Annotated in this window: 13 protein-coding genes; 6 read left to right on the top strand and 7 right to left on the bottom strand. The window is 71.0% G+C overall.

Annotated features, from left to right (window positions below):
• Positions 1-109 precede the first annotated feature (109 nt).
• The 4 genes from C1N81_RS11560 to C1N81_RS11575 all read right to left on the bottom strand — a co-directional run bounded on the left by C1N81_RS11560 (position 110) and on the right by C1N81_RS11575 (position 9,200).
• Complete coding sequence (locus C1N81_RS11560) at positions 110-1,477, bottom strand: wax ester/triacylglycerol synthase family O-acyltransferase (protein ID WP_394428696.1); 1,368 nt, start codon at positions 1,475-1,477, stop codon at positions 110-112.
• 187 nt (positions 1,478-1,664) lie between these two features.
• Positions 1,665-4,031, bottom strand: coding sequence for a GH92 family glycosyl hydrolase (locus C1N81_RS11565; protein ID WP_394428697.1), 2,367 nt, complete (start codon positions 4,029-4,031; stop codon positions 1,665-1,667).
• Between the two features lie 62 nt (positions 4,032-4,093).
• Positions 4,094-6,493, bottom strand: a complete 2,400-nt coding sequence (locus tag C1N81_RS11570; RefSeq protein ID WP_394428698.1) for a beta-L-arabinofuranosidase domain-containing protein — start codon at positions 6,491-6,493, stop codon at positions 4,094-4,096.
• Between the two features lie 94 nt (positions 6,494-6,587).
• On the bottom strand, positions 6,588-9,200 hold the full coding sequence (locus tag C1N81_RS11575) for a PA14 domain-containing protein (RefSeq protein WP_394428699.1): 2,613 nt from the start codon (positions 9,198-9,200) through the stop codon (positions 6,588-6,590).
• A 194-nt stretch (positions 9,201-9,394) separates the two neighbouring features.
• Between C1N81_RS11575 and C1N81_RS11580 the strand changes: the two genes are divergently transcribed.
• The 5 genes from C1N81_RS11580 (at position 9,395) to C1N81_RS11600 (ending at position 15,192) form a co-directional block, all read left to right on the top strand.
• Positions 9,395-10,408, top strand: a complete 1,014-nt coding sequence (locus C1N81_RS11580) for a LacI family DNA-binding transcriptional regulator (protein WP_394428700.1) — start codon at positions 9,395-9,397, stop codon at positions 10,406-10,408.
• Between the two features lie 171 nt (positions 10,409-10,579).
• Positions 10,580-11,680 carry an ABC transporter substrate-binding protein gene (locus C1N81_RS11585; RefSeq protein WP_394428701.1) on the top strand — a complete coding sequence of 367 codons (1,101 nt, stop codon included), beginning with the start codon at positions 10,580-10,582 and terminating at the stop codon, positions 11,678-11,680.
• A complete protein-coding gene (locus C1N81_RS11590; protein WP_394428702.1) occupies positions 11,680-13,218 on the top strand; it encodes a sugar ABC transporter ATP-binding protein in 1,539 nt (512 codons plus the stop codon). The genes C1N81_RS11585 and C1N81_RS11590 overlap by 1 nt, the downstream gene beginning before the upstream one ends.
• 40 nt (positions 13,219-13,258) lie before the next feature.
• Entirely contained in the window at positions 13,259-14,173 is a 915-nt protein-coding gene (locus C1N81_RS11595) for an ABC transporter permease (protein WP_394437869.1), read from the top strand.
• Complete coding sequence (locus C1N81_RS11600; protein ID WP_394428703.1) at positions 14,170-15,192, top strand: ABC transporter permease; 1,023 nt, start codon at positions 14,170-14,172, stop codon at positions 15,190-15,192. The genes C1N81_RS11595 and C1N81_RS11600 overlap by 4 nt, the downstream gene beginning before the upstream one ends.
• Before the next feature lie 80 nt (positions 15,193-15,272).
• Here C1N81_RS11600 and glgC read toward each other — a convergent pair whose 3' ends face one another.
• Both glgC and glgA read right to left on the bottom strand, forming a co-directional pair.
• Positions 15,273-16,490: a glucose-1-phosphate adenylyltransferase gene (gene glgC / locus C1N81_RS11605; RefSeq protein WP_394428704.1), complete on the bottom strand. Its 1,218-nt coding sequence runs from the start codon at positions 16,488-16,490 to the stop codon at positions 15,273-15,275.
• Between the two features lie 74 nt (positions 16,491-16,564).
• The gene (gene glgA, locus C1N81_RS11610) at positions 16,565-17,728 is read right to left on the bottom strand and encodes a glycogen synthase (protein WP_394428705.1); all 1,164 of its coding nucleotides are present in this window, start codon (positions 17,726-17,728) and stop codon (positions 16,565-16,567) included.
• Between the two features lie 295 nt (positions 17,729-18,023).
• Between glgA and C1N81_RS11615 the strand changes: the two genes are divergently transcribed.
• Complete coding sequence (locus C1N81_RS11615) at positions 18,024-18,980, top strand: DMT family transporter (protein ID WP_394428706.1); 957 nt, start codon at positions 18,024-18,026, stop codon at positions 18,978-18,980.
• Here the strand turns inward: C1N81_RS11615 and C1N81_RS11620 are convergent.
• On the bottom strand, positions 18,970-20,247 hold the full coding sequence (locus C1N81_RS11620; RefSeq protein WP_394428707.1) for a transglycosylase family protein: 1,278 nt from the start codon (positions 20,245-20,247) through the stop codon (positions 18,970-18,972). The genes C1N81_RS11615 and C1N81_RS11620 overlap by 11 nt on opposite strands.
• Between the last annotated feature and the right edge of the window lie 5 nt (positions 20,248-20,252).

The following is a 20,252-nucleotide window of genomic DNA, read 5'->3' on the forward strand; positions in this document are numbered from 1 at the left end:
GTGGATCCCGGGCGCCGCGCGGGGTCCGCGCTCGCTGCCGAGAACTATGAAAGCGAAATTTTACAAACGCCCCGGTCCAGTCTCCAAACCCGTACGGTTCGCTCCCCTCCTACGGAGCACAGGCGGCGGTCAGCGCGCGCAGCTCCTCCGTCACGGCGCGGGCCAGCGTCGCCAGGTCCGGGACGGCCCGTGCGTCGGCCACGAGCCCGTAGTGGACGCGCCCCCGGTACGTCGAGACCGCGACGGCCAGGGACTGGCCCTGGGCGAGCGGCGCCAGCGGGAAGACCTCGGTGAGGGGGCAGCCGCCGAGCCGCAGGCCGAGGCTGGGCAGCGGCACGCTGGTGACGAGCAGGTCGAAGAGGAGGCGCGCGTTCTGCCCGACGAACGAGCCGCCGAGCCGGTGCCCGAGGGGCGGCACGTGGTCGGCGAGCAGGGCGACGGCCCCGGCGCCCCGGTTCGGCCCGGAATTCTTGCGCCGGTCCATGGCGGTCCGTACGACGCGCAGCCGCGCCCGGGGGTCGGGCTCGGCGACCGGCAGGCGCAGGAGGTAGCCGGAGAGCCGGTTGCCCTGCGGGTGGGCGGTGCGCGGGCGGCGCCGCGAGACGGGGATCAGGGCGCGCGGTTCGACGCCCTCGCTGCCGTCGCCGCGCTCGTCGAGCCAGCGCCGCACGGCCCCGGCGACGATCGCGATGAGGACGTCGTTGACGGTGCCGCCCGCGCTCTTGCGGATCCGGTGCACGTCGTCGAGGTCGAGGACGACGCCCGCGGTGGCCCGCTCGCCGCTGGCCCGGGAGGTCAGCGCGGGCGAGGTGTGCACGCCCCAGGTGGCGCGGGCCACGGAGGCGCCGATCGAGACGGCCTGTGTGGTGCTGGTCACCAGGGAGCGGACGTGGCCGGGGTAGCGGCGCGGGTCGAGATCGCCGAGGGTGAGGTCGCGCAGGCCGGGGAAGGGCAGGCGCAGGCCGCGCCGGGGCGCGGGCTCCTCCTTCGGCGCCCGTGCGGCGGGCAGGTCCACGGGGTCCATGACGGCGGCGGCGAGCGTCAGCGCGCGCAGTCCGTCGGCGAGGGCGTGGTGGAACTTGAAGAGCACGGCGAAGGACGCGCCGTCCGCCGAAGGCAGGACGTGCGCCTCCCACGGGGGCCGGGCCCGGTCGAGCGGCCGCTGCATCAGCGCGCCCGCGGCGGCGTGGAAGTCGGCGACGGGCTCCGCGATCCGCACGTGGTCCAGCGGGTCGAAGCTCGTGACTTCCACGCGCGCGGCGCCGCCCACGGGCACCAGTACGCCCGCTATGCGCATCCGCAGACCCGGCACTCCGGCGGCGCGCGCGGCGAGGAGTTCGTACGCGTGGCGGGCGGCGCCCGGCCCGTCGGCCTCGAAGACGCCCAACGCGCCCAGGTGCATGGGGTGTTCGGCGGTCTCGATGTTCCAGAAGGCAAGGTCGAGAGGGGCGAGCAGGTCCGGTGCTGTGGCAGTCATGGAGTGCTCTCGCGTCGACGACGGGGGAAGACATCAGGGGTCGAGAAGGGCACAGTCAATCGCCCGCCGCCGATTACGGTCAAGTACGATCTAGGCACGCACAGTTAACAACAAGTTAAGACCCGCCTCTCCGTGAACTCTCCGGGAAAGGCGGGTCTCCTGTGACTCCTGGTGCGTGTCTAGTACGTCACTTCAGCGCGGGCGGCGCGGCGTCCGCACCGGTCCCCCACGCCGAGGGCGCGCTGCCCACCGTGAACGACAGATCGCGCAGGCCGCGCAGGTCCTCGGTGGTCAGATACGTCTTGCCGTACGCGGCCCCGTTCGTGCGGGCCGACTGGATGTACCGGTCGGTGCCGGACGTGCCCGGCGCCCGTACCGTCAGCTTCCCCTTCGGGTAGTAGCGGCGGTCCAGGGTGAGGTCGACACGCTCGAAGACGGGCGTCGACAGGCCCCAGGTGTCGGTGCCGGGCTGCACCGGGAAGATGCCGATGGACGACAGGACGTTCCAGGCGGACATGGTGCCGAGGTCGTCGTTGCCGGTCATGCCGGTCGGGCCGTCGGTGAACAGGGTCAGCGCGGCGTGCACCACGTCGGTGGTCTTCCACGGCTGGCCGGTGGAGAGGTAGGTGTACGGGGCGATGAGGTCGGGCTCGTTCTGCGGGTTGTACTTGTCCGCGTTGTAGTAGTCGTACGGCCCGTTGACCCACACCTCGCGGGCGGTCTTCGCCGGGTCGGCGACGAGCTGGTCGTAGGCGAAGAAGGAGTCGAGGCGCTTGTTCGCCGCGTCCGTGCCGCCGATCAGGGAGACCATGCCGGGCAGGTCCTGCGGCACGAGCCACTGGTACTGCCAGGACGTGCCCTCGTGGAAGCCCTCGCTCTGCGCGGGGTCGGCGGGCCCGGTGAAGGCGCCGGAGGCGTCGCGCGCCCGGAAGAAACCGGTCGAGCTGTCGAAGATCTTGCGGTAGTTCTGCGCCCGCTCGGCGTACCGCTTCGCGTCGGCCTTGTGGCCCAGCTCCTTCGCCATCTGACCGAGCATGGCGTCGGACAGGGCGTACTCCAGGGTGGCCGAGGCCCCGTGGTCGTAGTCGGAGTCGCCGGGCTTCACGTGCGCGCGGCCCTTGATGTACGGGGCGAAGCCGTCGGCCAGGTACTCCTTGTTGGCCTCGCGGCCCACGGGCGCGGAATCGGCCGGCGGCACGCCGTCGGCGTTCTTCTTCAGCGCGCGGTACGCGTCCTCCTCGTGCCCCTTGAGCAGGCCCTGCTGGTAGGCGTTGGTGAGGAACGGGGTGACCGGGTCACCGGTCATGATGTTCGTCTCGACCGTGCCGTAGCCCCACTTGGGCAGCCAGCCGCTGTCCTTGTCGATCTGGATGACCGACAGGGCCATGTCCCGCGACTCGCGCGGCGCGAGCAGCGCCAGGAGCTGCGCCTGGGTGCGGTAGGTGTCCCAGAGCGACCAGTTCTGGTAGTACGTGTACCCCTTGGCACGGTGGATCTTCTGGTCCCAGCCGGTGTACCGGCCGTCCACGTCGCTGCCGACGTTCGGCGCGAGGAACGAGCGGTACAGCGAGGAGTAGAAGGTGCGGCGCAGGGTCTCGCCGCCGCCCTTCGCCTGGACGTCGCCGAGCCGGTCCTCCCACGCTGCGGTCGCGGCGCGGTGGACCTTGTCGAAGGAACGGCCGCCCTCCGCGCGGAGGTTGAGGGCCGCGCCCTTGGCGTCCACGTAGGAGATGGCGGTGGTCGCCTCGACGGTGCGGTCCTTGCTCGTGTCGAACCGCACGTAGGCGCCGTTGCGCTCGGCGTCCGCGGCGGAGGACCTGGAGCCCGCGGTGACGGTGTCGCCCTTCCAGGTGCCGGACGTCTTGAAGGGGCGGTCGAACTTGGTGATCGTGTAGACCGTGTACGGCTTGGTGTCCTGGCAGAAGCCGCTGCCCGTGATGGCGGTGCGCACGGTGCGGCTGTCGAGGATCTCGACCTTGGTGTGCACGGACTTGTGCAGGGACTGGCCCGCGTTGATGAGGACGTTGGCCTTGTCGGTGGCCGGGAAGGTGTAGCGCTGGACGCCGGTGCGCGGGGTGGCGCTCAGTTCGGCGCCGATCCCGGTCTTGAGGCCGACCTTGTAGTAGCCGGGCGAGGCCGTCTCGTCGTCGTGGCTGAACTCGGCCGCGTACTTCGCGTAGTCCGTGCTCGTGATGTCCCCGGTCGTGGGCAGCACGGGCAGGTCGCCGCCGAGCCCGCAGCCGACACCGGAGATGTGGACGGTCGAGAAGCCGCGGATGTGGTTCTCGGAGTAGTCGTAGCCGGTGTTGTGCCCGGTGTCGGGCGAGAACTGGACCATGCCGAACGGGACGGCGGCACCGGGGTAGGTGTTGCCCTCGTTCTCGGTGCCGATGAAGGTGTTGACCAGGTCCGTGAGCCGGCCGGAGTCGTGGGCCGCGGCCTGCGCCACCGGCGCGCCGAGCCCGGTCCCGAGCAGGACGGCGGCTCCGAGCACGCCCACCGCGAGGCGGGCGGCCCTGCGGCCGGTTCTGCGGACTGTCGTGCGGGTTGTCATCCTCAGCCTTTCGACAACGTTGTCAACGGGCGCGCTCATTCTTCGTGCGTCCCGGGGGTCCGTCAAGACGTCAGCCGCCACAGGTGGTCATCCGTCCCGTTGTCGGCGAACTGCACCACTTGGGCGCTGTTGGCCGTGGACATCCCGTCGACGCCGAGCACCTTGCCGCTGTGCTCGTTGCGCAGCAGGAACCAGCCGTCGCCCTGCTCGACACGGGTCCACAGCAGGTCGGGGCGCCCGTCGTCCTCGTACTGGACGGCCCAGGCGCTGTCGGCGGTGGAGCTGCCCTTGACGGACAGGTACTTGCCGCTCTGGCCGTTGCGGAGACGGAGCCTGCCGCCGCCCGCGTCGACCAGCTGCCAGGCATGGTCGCCGGTCCCGGAGTTGTCGAACTGGACGACCCGCGCGTCATTGTCCGTGGACATGGAGTCGACGGCGAGGACCTTGCCGCTGTGCTTGTTCTGGACGCGGTGGTACGGGGCCTCGGGCGTCCAGGGCTCACCGTCCGGGGCCGCCGTCGGGAAGGACGTGACGCGCAGCCGCGCCGCGCCCATCGGCACGAGCGTCACCGTCTCCACGGCCGCCCGGCTGCGGGCCGGGCTCTGCTGGAGCGGCGCCACGACGTGCTCCTCGTCCGCGATCCACTCCGGCAGCCGGCGGGCCCGCGCGGTGAGCGTGACGGGCGTGGAGTCCGGGGTGAACGGGTTGCCGGGCAGCGGCCCCGGCCTGCGGTGCGGGGTGGGTGTGCTGCCGGGCACGAGGCCGTAGTTCCAGGCGGAGGCGGCGTGCACGTCGTACTCGGGGAAGGCGTCGTCGCCCCCGGTCCGTACGTACTTCTCGGTGATCTTCAGGGAGTAGGTGAGCGGCCCGTGGTCGACGCTGACGCTGTCGTGGTTGCGGGCCCAGGTGCGCAGGGTGGTGCGCTGCGGCAGGCGCAGGGTGACGCGGTCGCCGGTGCGCCAGGTGCGGCGGACCTCGGCGAAGGACGGGCCGGAACCGGCGTCGACCGTGCGGCCGTTGACCGCGAGCCGCGGCTTCTCGCACCAGCCCGGCACGCGCAGCCGCAGCGGGAACTCGACCGGCCGGTCCGCGCGGACGGTCAGCGTGATCGTCTCGTCGAACGGGTAGTCCGTCTCCTCGGTGATGGTCACCGGGACGGAACCCTCGCCCACCTCGGCCCGCACCTCGCACGCGGAGTACAGGGCGGCGGCGAGCCCGCCGTCCGGGGTGGCCAGCCACAGCTCCTCGTTGAAGTAGGGCCAGCCCATGCCGTAGTTGTGCGGGCAGCAGCGGTACTGGTCGACGCCCGGTTGGAACGACTGCATGGCGAAGCCGTTCTGGAACTGGCCGTTCGTCTTGCGGGCGTTGTCGAGGTCGACGCCGTTGGCGCTGGTGACGTAGTGGATGCCCTTGCCCTGCGGGTCGAGGGACGCGGGCAGCATGTTGAAGGCGAGGTCCTCGCAGCGGTCGGCCCACACGGGGTCGCCGGTGAGCCGGGTGAGCAGCTCGTGGCTGGCCATGAACTCGACGATGCCGCAGGTCTCGAACCCCTGCCGTGGATCACCGAAGCCGGGCCGGTAGTTCTCGTCGCCCGCGATGCCGCCGCCCGCGAACTGCCCGTACTCGGCGATCACCTGGTCGTAGGTGCGGTACGTGGCCCGCACCAGGTCGTCGGCGCCGCTCGTCGCCCACTGCGCGTACTGGGCGGGTTCGCGGAAGCCCTGGGCGATGTTGACGTTGTGCGGGGTGGGCAGCGGGCCCGTCCAGTCGGCGCCGTAGCGGTGCATCTTCTCGACGAGGCTCACGAGGAACGCCTCCCCCGTGCGGTCGTACAGCCAGCGCGCGGTGTCGATGCCGTCGCCCCAGCGCACGGAGACCCAGCTGGTGTCGAAGGCGCCCTTGCCCTGGGCCTCCATGTAGCGCAGGAAGCGGGTCAGGAACGGCACGATCCGGGCGTCGTGCGTGTACTCCTCGTAGGTGCGCAGCGCCATGAGGAGCGGCAGGAACGGCCAGAAGTCGGGGCCGCCGTTGAGCGAGGTGCGCAGGGCGCGCGGGCCGAAGAAGCCGTCCGCCTCCTGGGTGGCGAGGACGGCGTCGATCCAGCGCTTGCTCGTCCTCAGGGCCGCGGCGTCCCGGGTCGCGATGGCGAGCGGCACGAACCCGCGCAGCCAGTACGGGAGTTCCTCCCAGCCGCCGAGTTCGGGGTGGACCCAGCCGCTGGTGTCCGGCTTCAGGAAGTGGGACTTCTCCTCGTAGCGGCCGCAGAGCCCGGCGAGCTGGAGCCTGAGCTGTTCGGCGAGCCAGCCGCGGGCGGTGATGGAGCCGACGGGGAGGCGGGTGAAGGCGTCGGGGGCGACGGCGGTCCCGGCCGCGCTCGCGGCCCCGAAGGAAGGGACTCCGAACACCGTCGCCGCCGCGGCCACGGTGGTGCCCTGCAGTACGCCACGTCGTGTCACGGTCATCTGCTTGCTCCTCACGGGGGTGGATGGAGCCAGGAGGGCCAAGGGGAGGGGCGGGACCGGCAGTCGCCGGGCCCGCCCCGAAGCGCCTGAGGGATCAGGCGCAGTTCTGCACGGTCGCCTGCGAGGCGTCCTTGATCAGCTTCACCTGTGCGTCGTGCACCCGCTTCACGTCCGGCTTCACGACCCTGCGGTCGTAGGTGACGAGCCCGTTCAGCTCGCCCTCCACGTCGGAGATCTGCGTGTAGACGGCGCCGTTGCCGCCCTTGCAGGCCAGGGCGTGCACCTCGTCGAGCTTGGTGAGGTAGTCGTCCGTGTACGTCGCCGGGTCCACGTCGACGTAGGACTGCTGGACCGACCAGGCGTGGCCCGGTACGGCGAGGCCGAGGCCGCCGTACTCGCCCGCGACCAGGGCGCGCTTGCCGTCCGGGTTCGGGGGCAGCGCCGGGCTCGGGTAGCCGTGCTCGTCGAGGATGTCGCCGGTGCCGCCGTCACGGCCGAGGTTGATGCCGGACATCGAGTTGATGAGACGGGTCGGGTCCCAGGCCTTGGCCTGGTCGGCGAGGCGCGCCTCGTCGTACTGGCCCCAGCCCTCGTTGAGGGTGACCCACATGATGACCGACGGGTGGTTGGCGTGCTGGTCGATCATGATCTTCATCTCGCGCTCGAACTCGGCGCGGGCGGCCGTCGAGGGGTTCACCCCGGCCGTCATCGCCGGCATGTCCTGCCAGACCAGGAGGCCGAGCTTGTCGGCCCAGTAGAACCAGCGGTCGGGCTCGACCTTGATGTGCTTGCGGACCGAGTTGAAGCCCATCTCCTTGTGCATCTTCAGGTCGTACGCGAGCGCCTCGTCACTCGGCGCCGTGTGCAGACCGTCCGGCCAGTAGCCCTGGTCGAGGGTGGCCATCATGAAGGTGGGCTTGCCGTTGAGGACGGTGCGCGGCGTGCCGTTCACGTTCTCGACGGAGATGGAGCGCATCCCGAAGTAGCTGCCGACGCGGTCCTTGCCGACGCTCACCTTGAGGTCGTAGAGGAACGGGTCGTCCGGGGTCCACAGGTGCGGCTTGCTCAGCTTGAGGGTGAGCTTCTTGCCGGAGACACCGGTGACGGTGCCGACCTTGCGCTTGCCCTCGTACGCGGTGGCGGTGACGGGGAGACCCGCCTTCACGCCGGTCGTCTCGACGGCGAGGCTGCTGGTCCTGACGTCCGGGGTCAGCTTCAGGTCGGTGACGCTGTCCTTGGCGACCGGCTCCATCCATACCGTCTGCCAGATGCCGGACGACGGGGTGTACCAGATGCCGGACGGGTCGAGGCGCTGCTTGCCGAGCGGCGGGTTCTCGCCGTTCGCGGCGTCGGTCGGGTCGTAGACGCCGACGATCAGCTCCTGGGTGCGGCCCGGCTTCAGCGCGTCGGTGATGTCGGCGCTGAACTTGTCGTAGCCGCCCTTGTGGTCCGCGACCTTCTTGCCGTTGACGTAGACCTCGGACTTCCAGTCCACGGCGCCGAAGTTCAGCTGGAGCCGCTGGTCCTTGCCGACCTTCCAGTTCTTGGGGACCGTGAAGGTGCGGCGGTACCACATGCGGTCCTCGTGGCGCTCGATCCCGGAGAGCTGGGACTCGACCGGGTAGGGCACGAGGATCTTCTCGCCGAGCTTCTTGCCGGTCGGGACGGGGTCGCCGTCCTTGGCGCCGGCGAACTCCCAGGTCCCGTTCAGGTTCTGCCAGTCCGAGCGGGTGAGCTGGGGCCGCGGGTACTCGCGGTGGGCGTTGTCCGGGGTGACCTTGTCGCCCCACTTGGTGGACAGCTGGTACGTCGAGTGGTTCGGGCCGCTGGACCAGAACGAGCCGACGGCCTTGCCGTCGCCGCCGGTCAGACCACCCTTGCCGTCGTAGGTGACGTCGGCGAGGCCAGGTGCGTCACCGTCCTTGTTGCCGACGACGGGCTCGGTGAGGTTCACGAGCAGCGTCCGCGAGTTCTTCTTGTCCGCCTTGACGCTCTTGAGCGGCCACTTCGCGCCGCCGATCACCGCGGTGAGGTGGTCGTCGACCTCGCTCGGCACGGCGTTGAGCTTCTGCGCGAAGTCAAGCTTCAGGGTGCGGCCGTCGCCGAGCACGGTGGTGCCGATGGCGCCGTCGTACGCCCAGTCGTCCGGGATGCGGAACGCGGAGGACGGGATCGCCTCCTTCTGCCCGCCCGGCTCGGTCCAGCGCACGTGCAGGTTGGACCCGCCGTAGTGCTCGAAGTACTCGACCTTGAAGTTCACCGCCTGCCCGGCGGTCAACTGGACGGCCTGGGAGGTCTGTTCCTTGTCCCAGTCGTCGACCCAGTGGTCGATGACGAGCTTGTCGTCGACCCAGAGGCGGAAGCCGTTGTCGCCGGTGATGGAAAACGTTGTCAGGCCGGTCTTCTCCGGCACCAGCTTTCCGGTCCAGCGGACGTTCACGTCGTCATTGCGGCCCGTCGCCGACTGGAGCCTGGACTCCAGGCTGCCGAAGTCGAGCTGCGGATCGAAACCGGTGGCCTTCAACTCGTCGAAGTCGAAGGCTCCCGGGGCGGATTGGGTGTAGTACTCGCCTTTGAGCCCGTGCGGCACGGCCGGTTCGTCCGCGGCCGTGGCGGACGGTGCCACGGTGAGTGCGGTGAGACCGAGCGCCGCGGTGAGCAGCGGAGCCAGATGGCGGCCCTGTCGTCTGAGGGTTCTGGTGCGCAACGTTCCTCCAGTGCGGGACGCGTCCGGTGGAACACGTCGAGGAAGGGTGGCGGCTCGCCGTTCCAGTCGGTACAACTCGTCTGTACAACGTTGGAAGGAACGGCAGTTGGCATGACAGCACGCATTCCGCTGTGCTGTCCAGGGGCATGACACGCGCATCCGGTGAGCGGGTGCGCCGAGCCGAAGGAGATTCCGTGCGGGTGAGCCTCAAGGATGTCGCGGAGCGCGCGGGCGTCTCGATCAAGACCGTCTCGAACGTGGTGAACAACTACCAGCACGTCACACCGGCGATGCGGGCCCGCGTCCAGTCCGCCATCGACGAGCTCGGCTACCGGCCCAATCTCACCGCCCGCAACCTGCGCAAAGGGCGTACGGGGATCATCGCGCTCGCCGTGCCCGAGCTGGGCAACCCGTACTTCGCGGAGCTCGCGGGCGCCGTGATCGACGCGGCCGCAGAGCACGACGTGACCGTGCTGCTCGACCACACCCGGGGCGACCGTGAGCAGGAGGTCCTGGTCAGTCAGGGCTTCCGGGCCCGGGTGATCGACGGGCTGATCCTGAGCCCCCTGGAACTGGAGGCGGAGGACCTGCGCGGCCGGGACGACGACGTGCCGCTCGTGCTGCTCGGCGAGCGCGAGTACGCCCTGCCCTACGACCACATCGCCATCGACAACGTCGCGGCGGCCCGGACCGCCGTGCGGCATCTCATCAGCCGGGGCCGCACCCGCATCGCGTACCTGGGCGAACGCACCGATTCGGCCAATCAGCCGGCGCATCTGCGGCTCGCGGGCTGGCGCGCCGAGCTGACCGAGGCGGGGCTTCCGGCACCGGACGCGCAGGTCGGGGCGACGGGCGGCTGGGACCGGGGCGACGGGGCCGAGGCGATGGCGCGGATGCTGGACGCGGGGGTGCGGCCCGATGCCGTCTTCGCCTACAACGACCTGGTCGCGATCGGCGCGATGCGCGTGCTGCACGAGCGGGGTCTGCGGGTGCCGTGGGACGTGGCGGTGGTCGGTTTCGACGACATCGCGGAGGGCAGGTTCGGGGCGGTGACACTGACCACGATCTCCCCGGACAAGCAGGCCATCGCCCGGCTGGCGGTGCGGTCGCTGCTCAGCCGTCTGGAGCATCCCGAGCAGCGCTCGGGGCGTGAACTCGCGGCCGCATACCGGCTGATAGAGCGGGAAAGCACCCTGGGGCGGCGCTGACCCTCCGGGCCGGCTTTCGGCGGGCGCCCGGAGACGAGTAGCTGTGAAAAGCCTTTACAGCACCCTTCCAACGATGTAAAAACCTCCCCTGTACCGCCGTTCCACCGGTCGAACACTCCTACCCCGTCAGCGCGTTCACGCGCCGGGCCGTGCCGTTTTGGGGACCACCACATGACGCAGACCGCACGCTTTCGCCGCACCTCCTCCCGGGCCCTGCTCGCCGCCGGCCTCGTCGCGAGCCTCGCGCTCGCCACCGGATGCGCCAAGTCCGAGGACGACAAATCCGGCTCGGACGCTTCGAGTTCCAGCGCGCAGGACGAGAACGCCGGGCAGGAGGTCGCCTCCTCCGGGGGTGGCCAGACCTGTGACATAGCGGCCTACGGCGGCAAGAAGCTCGACCTCAAGGGCGCCACCGTCGGTTTCTCGCAGTCCGAGAAGGAGGCCAACCCGTTCCGCATCGCGGAGACCGCCTCCATCAAGGCCGAGGCCGACAAGCGCGGCATCAAGCTGCTCACGGCCAACGCCCAGTCGCAGTTCTCCAAGCAGATCAGTGACGTCCAGGACCTCATCGCGAAGGGCGCCGACCTGCTGGTCATCGCGCCGCTCAACTCCGACGGCTGGGAGCCCGTGCTGCGCGCGGCGGGCGCCAAGCACATCCCGATCGTCACCGTCGACCGCAAGATCAACGCGACGGCCTGCAAGGACTACGTGTCCTTCATCGGCTCGGACTTCGTGGAGCAGGGCAAGCGCGCCGCGGACCAGATGATCGAGGCGACCGGCGGCAAGGGCACCGTCGCGATCCTGCTCGGCGCCGCGGGCAACAACGTGACCACCGAGCGCACCAAGGGCTTCGAGGACCAGATCAAGGCGAAGGCCCCGGGTCTGAAGATCGTCTTCAAGCAGACCGGTGAGTTCGCCCGCGAGAAGGGCCAGCAGGTCACCGAGCAGCTCATCCAGTCCAAGCCCGACATCACCGGCATCTACGCCGAGAACGACGAGATGGGCCTGGGCGCCGTCAACGCGCTCAAGAGCGCCGGCAAGAAGGCGGGCGCCGTCAAGATCGTCACGGTCGACGGCACGCGCAACGCGGTCCAGGGCATCGTCGACGGCTGGATCTCCGGCGTCATCGAGTCCAACCCGCGCTTCGGCCCGCTCGCCTTCCAGACCCTGGACTCCTTCACCAAGGGCGACAAGGTCGGCCAGGACATCGTCATCAAGGACAGCGCGTACACCGAGTCCAACGCCAAGACGGATCTGAACAAGGCGTTCTGATGCTGTCGGCAAAGAATCTCAGCAAGACGTTTCCCGGCGTGCGCGCACTCGACGGTGTCGACTTCACCGCGCGCGCCGGGGAGGTGCACGCCCTCATCGGGGAGAACGGGGCGGGCAAGTCCACGCTCATCAAGGTCCTCACCGGCGTGTACCAGCCCGACCCGGCCGCCGAAGCGGGCGGCTCCACCCTCACCTACGACGGCCGCGAGGTCAGTTTCTCGACGCCGCTCGAAGCACAGCACGCGGGGATCTCCACCATCTACCAGGAGGTCAACCTCGTCCCCCTGATGAGCGTGGCCCGCAACCTGTTCCTGGGCCGCGAACCCCGCACCAAGCTGGGCCTGATCGACTTCCGGCGCATGCACCGGGAGGCGGACGCGGCCCTGCGCGACCTCGGCGTCCGGGTCGACGTGCAGCGCCCGCTGCGCGAACTCGGCATCGGGGCCCAGCAGATGGTGGCGCTTGCCCGCGCGGTCTCGGTCGACGCGAAGGTCGTCATCATGGACGAGCCGACGTCGTCGCTCGAACCGCGCGAGGTGCAGACGCTCTTCGGGGTGATCCGGATGCTGCGCGAGCGCGGCATCGCGGTCGTCTACGTCAGCCACCGCCTCGACGAGCTGTACGCGGTCTGCGACGCCGTCACCGTGCTCCGCGACGGCAAGCTCGTGCACACCGGAAAACTCGCCGACCTGGACCGGCTCCGCCTCGTCTCGCTCATGCTGGGCCGCGACATCGGCGACGTGCAGGACGAGGGCCTGACGAAGTTCTCCGGCGAGCACGACACGGCGGCCGAGCCCATCCTGCGCGCGCAGGACCTCTCCGTCCAGCACCAGTTGCACGGGGTGTCCCTCGACATCAGGCCCGGGGAGGTCGTCGGTCTCGGCGGGCTCCTCGGCTCGGGGCGCAGCGAGACCGCGAAGGCGATCGCGGGCGCGCTGCCGACGGACGGCGGCCGGGTCACGGTGGCCGGCGCCCAGGTGCGGACCGGCTCCACGCCCGCCGCGATCCGCGCCGGCATCAGCCTGCTGCCCGAGGACCGCAAGGCCGAGGGGATCGTGCCCGGCCTGTCGGTGCGCGAGAACATCGCGCTCGCCGCGCTGCCGACCCTGTCCCGCTTCGGCCTCGTCGACGAGGGCCGCATCGACCGCATCGTCGACACCTTCGTCAAGCGGCTCCGCATCAAGTCGGCGGGCCCGCACCAGAAGGTCGGCGAGCTGTCGGGCGGCAACCAGCAGAAGGTGCTGCTCGCGCGCTGGCTCGCGATGAACCCGAAGGTGCTGCTCCTCGACGAGCCGACCCGTGGCATCGATGTCGGCGCCAAGGCCGAGGTGCAGAAACTCATCGACGAACTGGCCGACGACGGCCTCGCCGTCCTGCTGATCTCCTCCGACACGGAGGAGCTGATCGAGGGCTCGGACCGGGTCGTCGTCCTGAAGGACGGCGCCGTGGTCGCGGAGCTGACCGGTGACGGGGTCACGGAGGACCGACTGATGCGTGCCATCGCCGCGACACCCGCTGGAGGGCCGAGCGTTGACTGACCTGTCCCTCGGCAGGGCCGGCGTCGACCGCGCCCGGCTGATGCGCCTGCTCCAGGAGTACGGCGTCTACGCGGGCGTCGCCGTCCTGCTCCTGGCCAACATCGCCTTCACCCCGCACTTCCTGTCGGCGGAGAACTTCCGTACGCAGGCCGTGCAGGTGGCGCCCGTCCTGATCGTGGCGCTCGGCATGGCGCTCGCCATCGGCACCGAGGGCGTCGACCTGTCGGTCGGCTCGGTGATGGCGCTCGCCACCTCCCTCATCTCCCTCTACCTCGGGTACGGGGTGTGGATCGCGCTGATCGCCGCGCTCATCGGCGGCGCCCTGGTCGGCGTCGCGAACGGCGCCCTGATCGCGTTCATCGGCGTCCAGCCCATCGTCGCCACGCTGGCGCTGATGGTCGCGGGCCGGGGTCTCGCGCTCGTCCTGCTGCCGCAGCTCAAGGATGTCCGCGACCCGGGTCTGCGCTCGCTCGGTACCGGCGACGTGCTCGGCATCCCGTACCTGGTCCTGATCGCGGCGGCGCTCGCCCTGCTCGTCGCCTTCGTGGTGCGGCGCACGACGTTCGGCCGTCAGCTCCTCGCGATCGGTGACAGCCGCCCGGCGGCGAAGCTCGCGGGCCTGCCGGTGCGCCGGGTACTCATCCTGGTCTACGTCGTGTCGGGCGTGCTCGCCGCGACCGCCGGCGTCCTCGCGACCGCCCGCCTCACGGCGAGCGACCCGACCTCGCTCGGCAACCTGATGGAACTCTCCGCGATCACCGCCGTCGTGGTCGGCGGCACGCCGCTCACCGGCGGCCGGGTCCGCATCGGCGGCACCGTCGCGGGCGCGGTCCTCATCCAGCTCCTGACGGCCACGCTCATCAAGCACGACCTGCCGCCGTCGTGGACGCAGATCGCCCAGGCCGTGGTGATCGTGCTCGCCGTCTACGCGGCCAGGGAACGGGGGAAGCGATGACGATGACGAAAGTCGAAGCGGCACAACCGGCCGAGGCCGCGCAGGACGAGGCGCTCGGCGCGACGCGCGGGGAACGCCTGAGCGCGCTCGCCCAACAGCACGGCGCGCTGGTCACGTTGGTGATCGCGGTGATCGCCGCGTCGCTCTCCTTCGACACGTTCCTGACCGGCGACAACCTGGAGAACATGGCCCTGTCGTCCGCGTTCCTCGCGATCGTGGCGCTCGGCATGACCTTCGTGATCATCACGGGCGGCATCGACCTGTCGGTCGGTTCGCTGTTCGCCCTCGGCGGCGTGCTCGCGGCCTGGGGTTCGCGGTACGGGACGATCGTGGCACTGCTGCTGCCCCTTGCGGTATGCGGCCTGATCGGGCTGGTCAACGGCCTGCTCATCGCCCGTTCCCGGCTCGCCCCCTTCATCGTCACCCTCGCGGCGATGCTCGGCGCGCGCGGCATCCTCCTCGCCATCACCGACGAGGGCTCGGAGACGTACCTCGTCGACAAGTCGACGGTGTTCGCCTCGCTCGGCCAGGAGAAGCTGTTCGGGATCGGCCTGCCGGTCTGGATCACGCTGGCCCTGTTCGTGCTCGGCGCGGTGGTGCTCCGCCGCACGCGCTTCGGACAGTACGTGTACGCCGTCGGCGGCAACGAGGACGCGGCGGCCCTGATGGGCGCGCCGGTCGCCCGCACGAAGATCGGCGTCTACACGCTGTCCGGCCTGTGCGCGGGCCTGGCGGGCGCGCTGAACGCGGCCTGGCTGGTGTCGGGCGTGACCATCCTCGGCTCGGGCATGGAGCTGGAGGCGATCTCGGCGGTCGTCATCGGCGGCACCCTGCTGACGGGCGGCTTCGGCTTCATCAGCGGCTCGCTCGTGGGCGTCCTCCTCCTGAAGGTCATCCAGAACGTGATCAACCAGATCGGTTCGCTCGACTCCGCCTATCAGCAGGTGGTCAGCGGGGCGTTCCTGGCGGTCGTGGTGATCGCGCAGACGTGGCTGGGGCGGCGGCGCCGGGTGCTGTGACGGGCATACGTGTGCCGTAGCGGTGAGACGGGTGCGGGCGGCCGGAATCCGGCCGCCCGCACCCGCGTCGGCACACCGTGTCAGTGCACCGCCTGGCCCTTGCCGAGGGCGATCACGCCGTTCTTCGAGACGGTGTAGAGCTCCGCGTCCCGCTGCGGGTTGACGCCGATCGTCGCCCCGGCCGGGACCTCCACGTTCTTGTCGAGGACGGCGCCGCGGACCACGGCGCCGCGGCCTATGCGCACGTTGTCGTGCAGGACCGAGCTCTGGACGACCGCGCCGTCCTCGACCGTCACCCCCGGGGACAGGACGGAGCCGGTGACCTGGCCGCGGATGACGCATCCCGGGCTGACGATCGACTCGCTCGCGATGCCCGCCGCGCAGAACTTCGCGGGCGGCAACTGCCCCGAGTGCGTGTAGATCGGCCAGCGCCGGTTGTCGAGGTTGAACATCGGCTCGTCCGAGATGAGGTCCATGTGGGCCTCGTAGTACGAGTCGAGGGTGCCGACGTCCCGCCAGTAGCCGTGGTCCCGCTCGGTCTCGCCGGGGACGTGGTTGGCGTCGAAGTCGTAGACCTGGGCGACGCCGCGCTCGGTGAGCATCGGCAGGATCGAACCGCCCATGTCGTGCGCCGAGTCGTCGTCCTCGGCGTCCTGGAGCAGCGCGTCGACGAGCGTCTTCGTCGTGAAGAGGTAGTTGCCCATGGAGGCGAACACCTCGTTCGCGCTCCCCGGCAGCGCCGGCGGGTTCGTCGGCTTCTCCAGGAACGCCTCGACACGTGTGCTGTCGCGGGCAGGTGTGATGACGCCGAACGACGGGGCCTGCGCGCGCGGCACACGTATGCCCGCGACGGTGACGCCCGCGCCGGACTCGATGTGCTGCGTGAGCATCTGGCGCGGGTCCATCCGGTACACGTGGTCCGCGCCGAACACCGCGATGAAATCGGGCTGTTCGTCGTGGACGAGGTTGAGGGACTGCAGGATCGCGTCGGCGCTGCCGGAGTACCAGCGGGGCCCGAGGCGCTGCTGGGCCGGGACCGGGGTCACGTAGTTGCCGAGCAGGCTCGACATCCGCCAGGTCGTGGTGACGTGCCGGTCGAGCGAATGCGACTTGTACTGCGTCAGGACGCAGATCCGCAGGATGTCGCCGTTGACCAGGTTCGACAGGGCGAAGTCGACGAGCCGGTAGGTGCCGCCGAAGACGACGGCGGGCTTCGCCCGGTCCGCGGTCAGCGGCATCAGCCGCTTCCCCTCCCCTCCCGCCAGTACGATGCCGAGCACCGAAGGACCACCGCGCATGACCGCCCCCTCCATGTTGTGGCGACTCAGAGTTGTGGCGTCTCCGCCCTGTGGCGTCTCAGCCGTACGGCGTCTCAGGCGCCGTCGAGGATCTCCCCGTACACCTCGACCGTGCGCCGGGCGATCGCGGCCCAGCCGAACTCGGCCGCCGCCCGCTCCCGGCCCGCCTCGCCCATGCGGCGTGCCGCGCCGGGGTCGCCGACCACCTCGTTCACGACGCGGGCCAGGCCCGCCTCGAACGCGTCGGGGTCGGCCTCCGCGTACGGCACGAGCAGCCCGTTCTCCCCGTCCGCGACGACCTCCGGGATGCCGCCGACCCGGGAGGCGACGACCGCTGTGCCGCAGGCCATCGCCTCCAGGTTGACGATGCCGAGCGGCTCGTAGACGGAGGGGCAGACGAACACGGCGGCGTGCGTGAGGAGTTGGACGACCTCGGCGCGCGGCAGCATCGACGGGATCCAGTGCACGCCGTCGCGGGTCCGCTTCAGCTCCTCCACCAGCTCGCGGAACTCCCGCCCGATCTCCGGTGTGTCGGGGGCTCCCGCGCACAGCACGAGTTGCGCGTCGGGCGTGAACTCCCGCGCGGCGCGCAGCAGATGAGGCACACCCTTCTGACGGGTGATACGGCCGACGAAGATGACGTACGGGCGGCTCGGATCGATGCCGTAGCGGGTCAGCACGTCGGTGCCGGGGTCGGCGTGGTACAGCGACACGTCGATGCCGTTGTGCACGACGCGCACGCGCTTGGGTTCGAGCGCCGGGTAGCAGGCGAGGATGTCGTCGCGCATCGCCCGGGACACCGCGATGACGCCGTCCGCCGCCTCGATCGCCGTACGTTCGGCCCAGGCCGACAGCGCGTAGCCGCCGCCGAGCTGCTCGGCCTTCCAGGGGCGCAGCGGCTCCAGGGAGTGCGCGGTCATCACGTGCGGGATGCCCAGGTGCAGGGCGGCCAGATGGCCCGCGAGGTTGGTGTACCAGGTGTGCGAGTGGACCAGTTCGCGGCCTTCGAGGGCGGCGGCCATGGAGAGGTCCACGGAGAGGGTGCGCAGCGCGTCGTTGGCGCCGTCGAGCGCGGGCCAGGCGCGATGGCGGCGCACGCCGTCGCCGGAGCCCTCGCCCCAGGTGTGCACGTCGAGATCGACGAGCGGTCGCAGCTCCCTCGCGAGGAACTCGACGTGGACTCCAGCGCCGCCATAGACGTCCGGCGGATACTCCCTGCTGAGCAGTCCCACTCGCACGCGCGGGCCCCCGTCTCCGGTCGTTCTTGCACAGGCTCTCGGGTCGGTCGTGCTCGCTTTCGATCTCATGGTCACCCATGGACGGCCCGCGCGGAAGAGTGCCGACGTCGTAGGCCGCGGCCTCCTGAGCCGCCCCTGGTGCCACCCGTCCTGGGGATGACTCAGGAGGCGGCGTACTCCATCGGCAGTAGGACCCAATGCGTGCTCAGGTCGGACGACAGAAGGGGCGGCGGCGAGAGATCGTGGAGAGTATGAGAACCGACCACGCGCCGCACCGCACCCCGGGGGGCACCGGATGAGTGCCCTCGCGCTGGCCGTGCTGCTGTCCCTGGTCTCGGCGGTCGCCTACGCGGGCGGCGCGATCGTGCAGGAGCGGGTCGCCCAGACGACGCCCGAGTCGGCGTACGCTCCGCTGCGCAGGCCCGCCTGGTGGGGCGCGGGTGCCCTGAACGGCACGGGCGCGCTGCTGCACGTCGTCGCCCTCGCCTTCGGTCCGCTGAGCCTGGTGCAGCCGCTGGGCGCGCTGACGATCGTGCTCGCGCTGCCGATGGCGGCCCTGTTCGTACGGCGCCGGGCCGGGGCCACCGCGTGGCGCGGGGCGATCATGGCGACGGTCGGGCTCGCGGGCCTGCTCGCGCTGACGGGGTCGGCCTCCGAGGACTCGCTCGACGGGGCGGAGCGCCTGCTCGTGGGGCTCGCGACGGCCGGCGGCGTCCTGGTCCTGATGATGTCGGCGCGGGCCGCGCACCGGCACCCGGTGGTGCGTGCGGTGCTGCTCGCGGTCGCGGCGGGCAGCGCGTTCGGCATGGCGTCGGTGTTCACGAAGTCCGTGACGGTGGACTGGTCGGGCGAACCGTTCGAGCAGCTCACGACGCTGCTGGCGATCGCGGCACTCGCCACGGCCGGCATGCTGCTCTCCCAGGCGTCCTACCGGGGCGCGGGCCTCGCGGCGCCGCTGGCGACCGCGACGGTCGTCAACCCGGTGGTGGCGGCGGCCGTCGGGCTCACCCTGTTCGGGGAGACGTTCCGGCACGGCACGATCGGCACCGTGCTCGCCCTGGGCTGCGGCGTCGTGGCCGCGGGCGGCCTGATCCTGCTGACGACCGAGCGCATCGGCCGGGAGAGCGGCACGGCGCACGTCATCGCCCAGCACACGCCGACGGTGCCGGACAGCCCGGCGGGCCTGGAGTCCATGCCGGGGCGGCCCGAGGCGTCGGGCGGCGAGTCGGCGGACCGGAACGTCAGATCCTGACCCCGTGGGCCCGCAGGTACGCCAGCGGGTCGATGTCGCTGCCGAAGCCGGGCCCCGTCCGCATCTCGAAGTGCAGATGCGGGCCCGTGCTGTTGCCCGTGGACCCGGAGCGGGCGATGCGCTGGCCCTCCACGACGCCCTGCCCGGCCCGGACCGAGAGCGCCGACAGGTGCGCGTACTGGCTGTAGCGGCCGTCGGCGTGCCGGATCACCACCTGGTAGCCGTACGAGCCGCCCCAGCCCGCCGAGACGACGCTGCCCGCGGCGACGGCCTTGACGGAGGTGCCGGTGGGCACGGCGAAGTCCACGCCCGTGTGATAGCCCTTCGACCAGGAGGACCCGGCCGCGTGGTACGGGGTGCCGATGCCCGCGCTCACCGGGGCGACGACGCCGTGCGCGGCGGGCCGCGCCGCCTCCGTCTTCTTGGGCCGGGGCTGGGCCTGCCGGGGCGCGGCCTTCTTGACCTCGGTCTTCTTCGGTTCGGTCTTCTCGGGTTCGGCCTTCCTCGGCTGCGTCTGCCGCGGCTGGGGCTTCTGGTGCCGCTCGGCCTTCTTCTGCGGCTGCGGGGCCTTCTTCGGTTCGGCCGCGGGCTTGTCGGCCTTCGGCGCGCTCTTCGTGGACCCGCCCGGCATCGAGAGCCGCTGACCGGGCAGGATCAGGTCGGGGTCGGCGCCGATCGTCGTCCGGTTGGCCGAGTAGAGCCGCGACCAGCCACCGGCGACCCGGCGGGTCTCGGCGATGCCGGAGAGCGTGTCGCCGCTGATGACCGTGTACATCTCGGCCCGTCCGGCGGTGGACTGCGGGGTCACCTCCGGCTTCACGTCCTTGACCGTGCGCACGGGGGGCCCGCTCTGCGGCCGTACGCTCTCGGTCGTGACGGCGGCCTCTGCTGTGCGGCTCAGCCCCGCGCGCTGCCCGCACACCGGCCAGGCGCCGGGGCCCTGCCCCTTGAGGACCTTCTCGGCCACCGCGACCTGCTGGTCCTTGGTGGCGAGGTCGGCGCGGGCCGCGTAGACCGTGCCGCCGTACGCGGCCCAGGTGGAGCCGGTGAACTGGAGGCCGCCGTAGTAGCCGTTCCCGTTGTTGATGCTCCAGTTGCCGCTGGACTCGCACGCGGCGACCTTGTTCCAGGTGTGCATGTCCGCGGCCTGCGCGGTGCCGGCGCCGATGAGCGGGATCGCCATTCCGGCGCCGCCGACCGTGACGGTGAGCGACGCCCGGTTGACCCGGCTCGGCTGGTACCGGCGGTGCCGGCCGCGTAACGCCATGGAAG

Source organism: Streptomyces sp. SGAir0957 (genome assembly GCF_043523415.1).

Bases quoted from the DNA above. Each gene is read 5' to 3' on its own strand.
- C1N81_RS11560 (WP_394428696.1), bottom strand. From the start codon at position 1,477: ATGACTGCCACAGCACCGGACCTGCTCGCCCCTCTCGACCTTGCCTTC.
- C1N81_RS11565 (WP_394428697.1), bottom strand. From the start codon at position 4,031: ATGACAACCCGCACGACAGTCCGCAGAACCGGCCGCAGGGCCGCCCGC.
- C1N81_RS11570 (WP_394428698.1), bottom strand. From the start codon at position 6,493: ATGACCGTGACACGACGTGGCGTACTGCAGGGCACCACCGTGGCCGCG.
- C1N81_RS11600 (WP_394428703.1), top strand. From the start codon at position 14,170: ATGACGATGACGAAAGTCGAAGCGGCACAACCGGCCGAGGCCGCGCAG.
- glgC (WP_394428704.1), bottom strand. From the start codon at position 16,490: ATGCGCGGTGGTCCTTCGGTGCTCGGCATCGTACTGGCGGGAGGGGAG.
- C1N81_RS11585 (WP_394428701.1), top strand. From the start codon at position 10,580: ATGACGCAGACCGCACGCTTTCGCCGCACCTCCTCCCGGGCCCTGCTC.
- C1N81_RS11615 (WP_394428706.1), top strand. From the start codon at position 18,024: ATGAGTGCCCTCGCGCTGGCCGTGCTGCTGTCCCTGGTCTCGGCGGTC.
- C1N81_RS11590 (WP_394428702.1), top strand. From the start codon at position 11,680: ATGCTGTCGGCAAAGAATCTCAGCAAGACGTTTCCCGGCGTGCGCGCA.
- C1N81_RS11620 (WP_394428707.1), bottom strand. From the start codon at position 20,247: ATGGCGTTACGCGGCCGGCACCGCCGGTACCAGCCGAGCCGGGTCAAC.
- C1N81_RS11595 (WP_394437869.1), top strand. From the start codon at position 13,259: ATGCGCCTGCTCCAGGAGTACGGCGTCTACGCGGGCGTCGCCGTCCTG.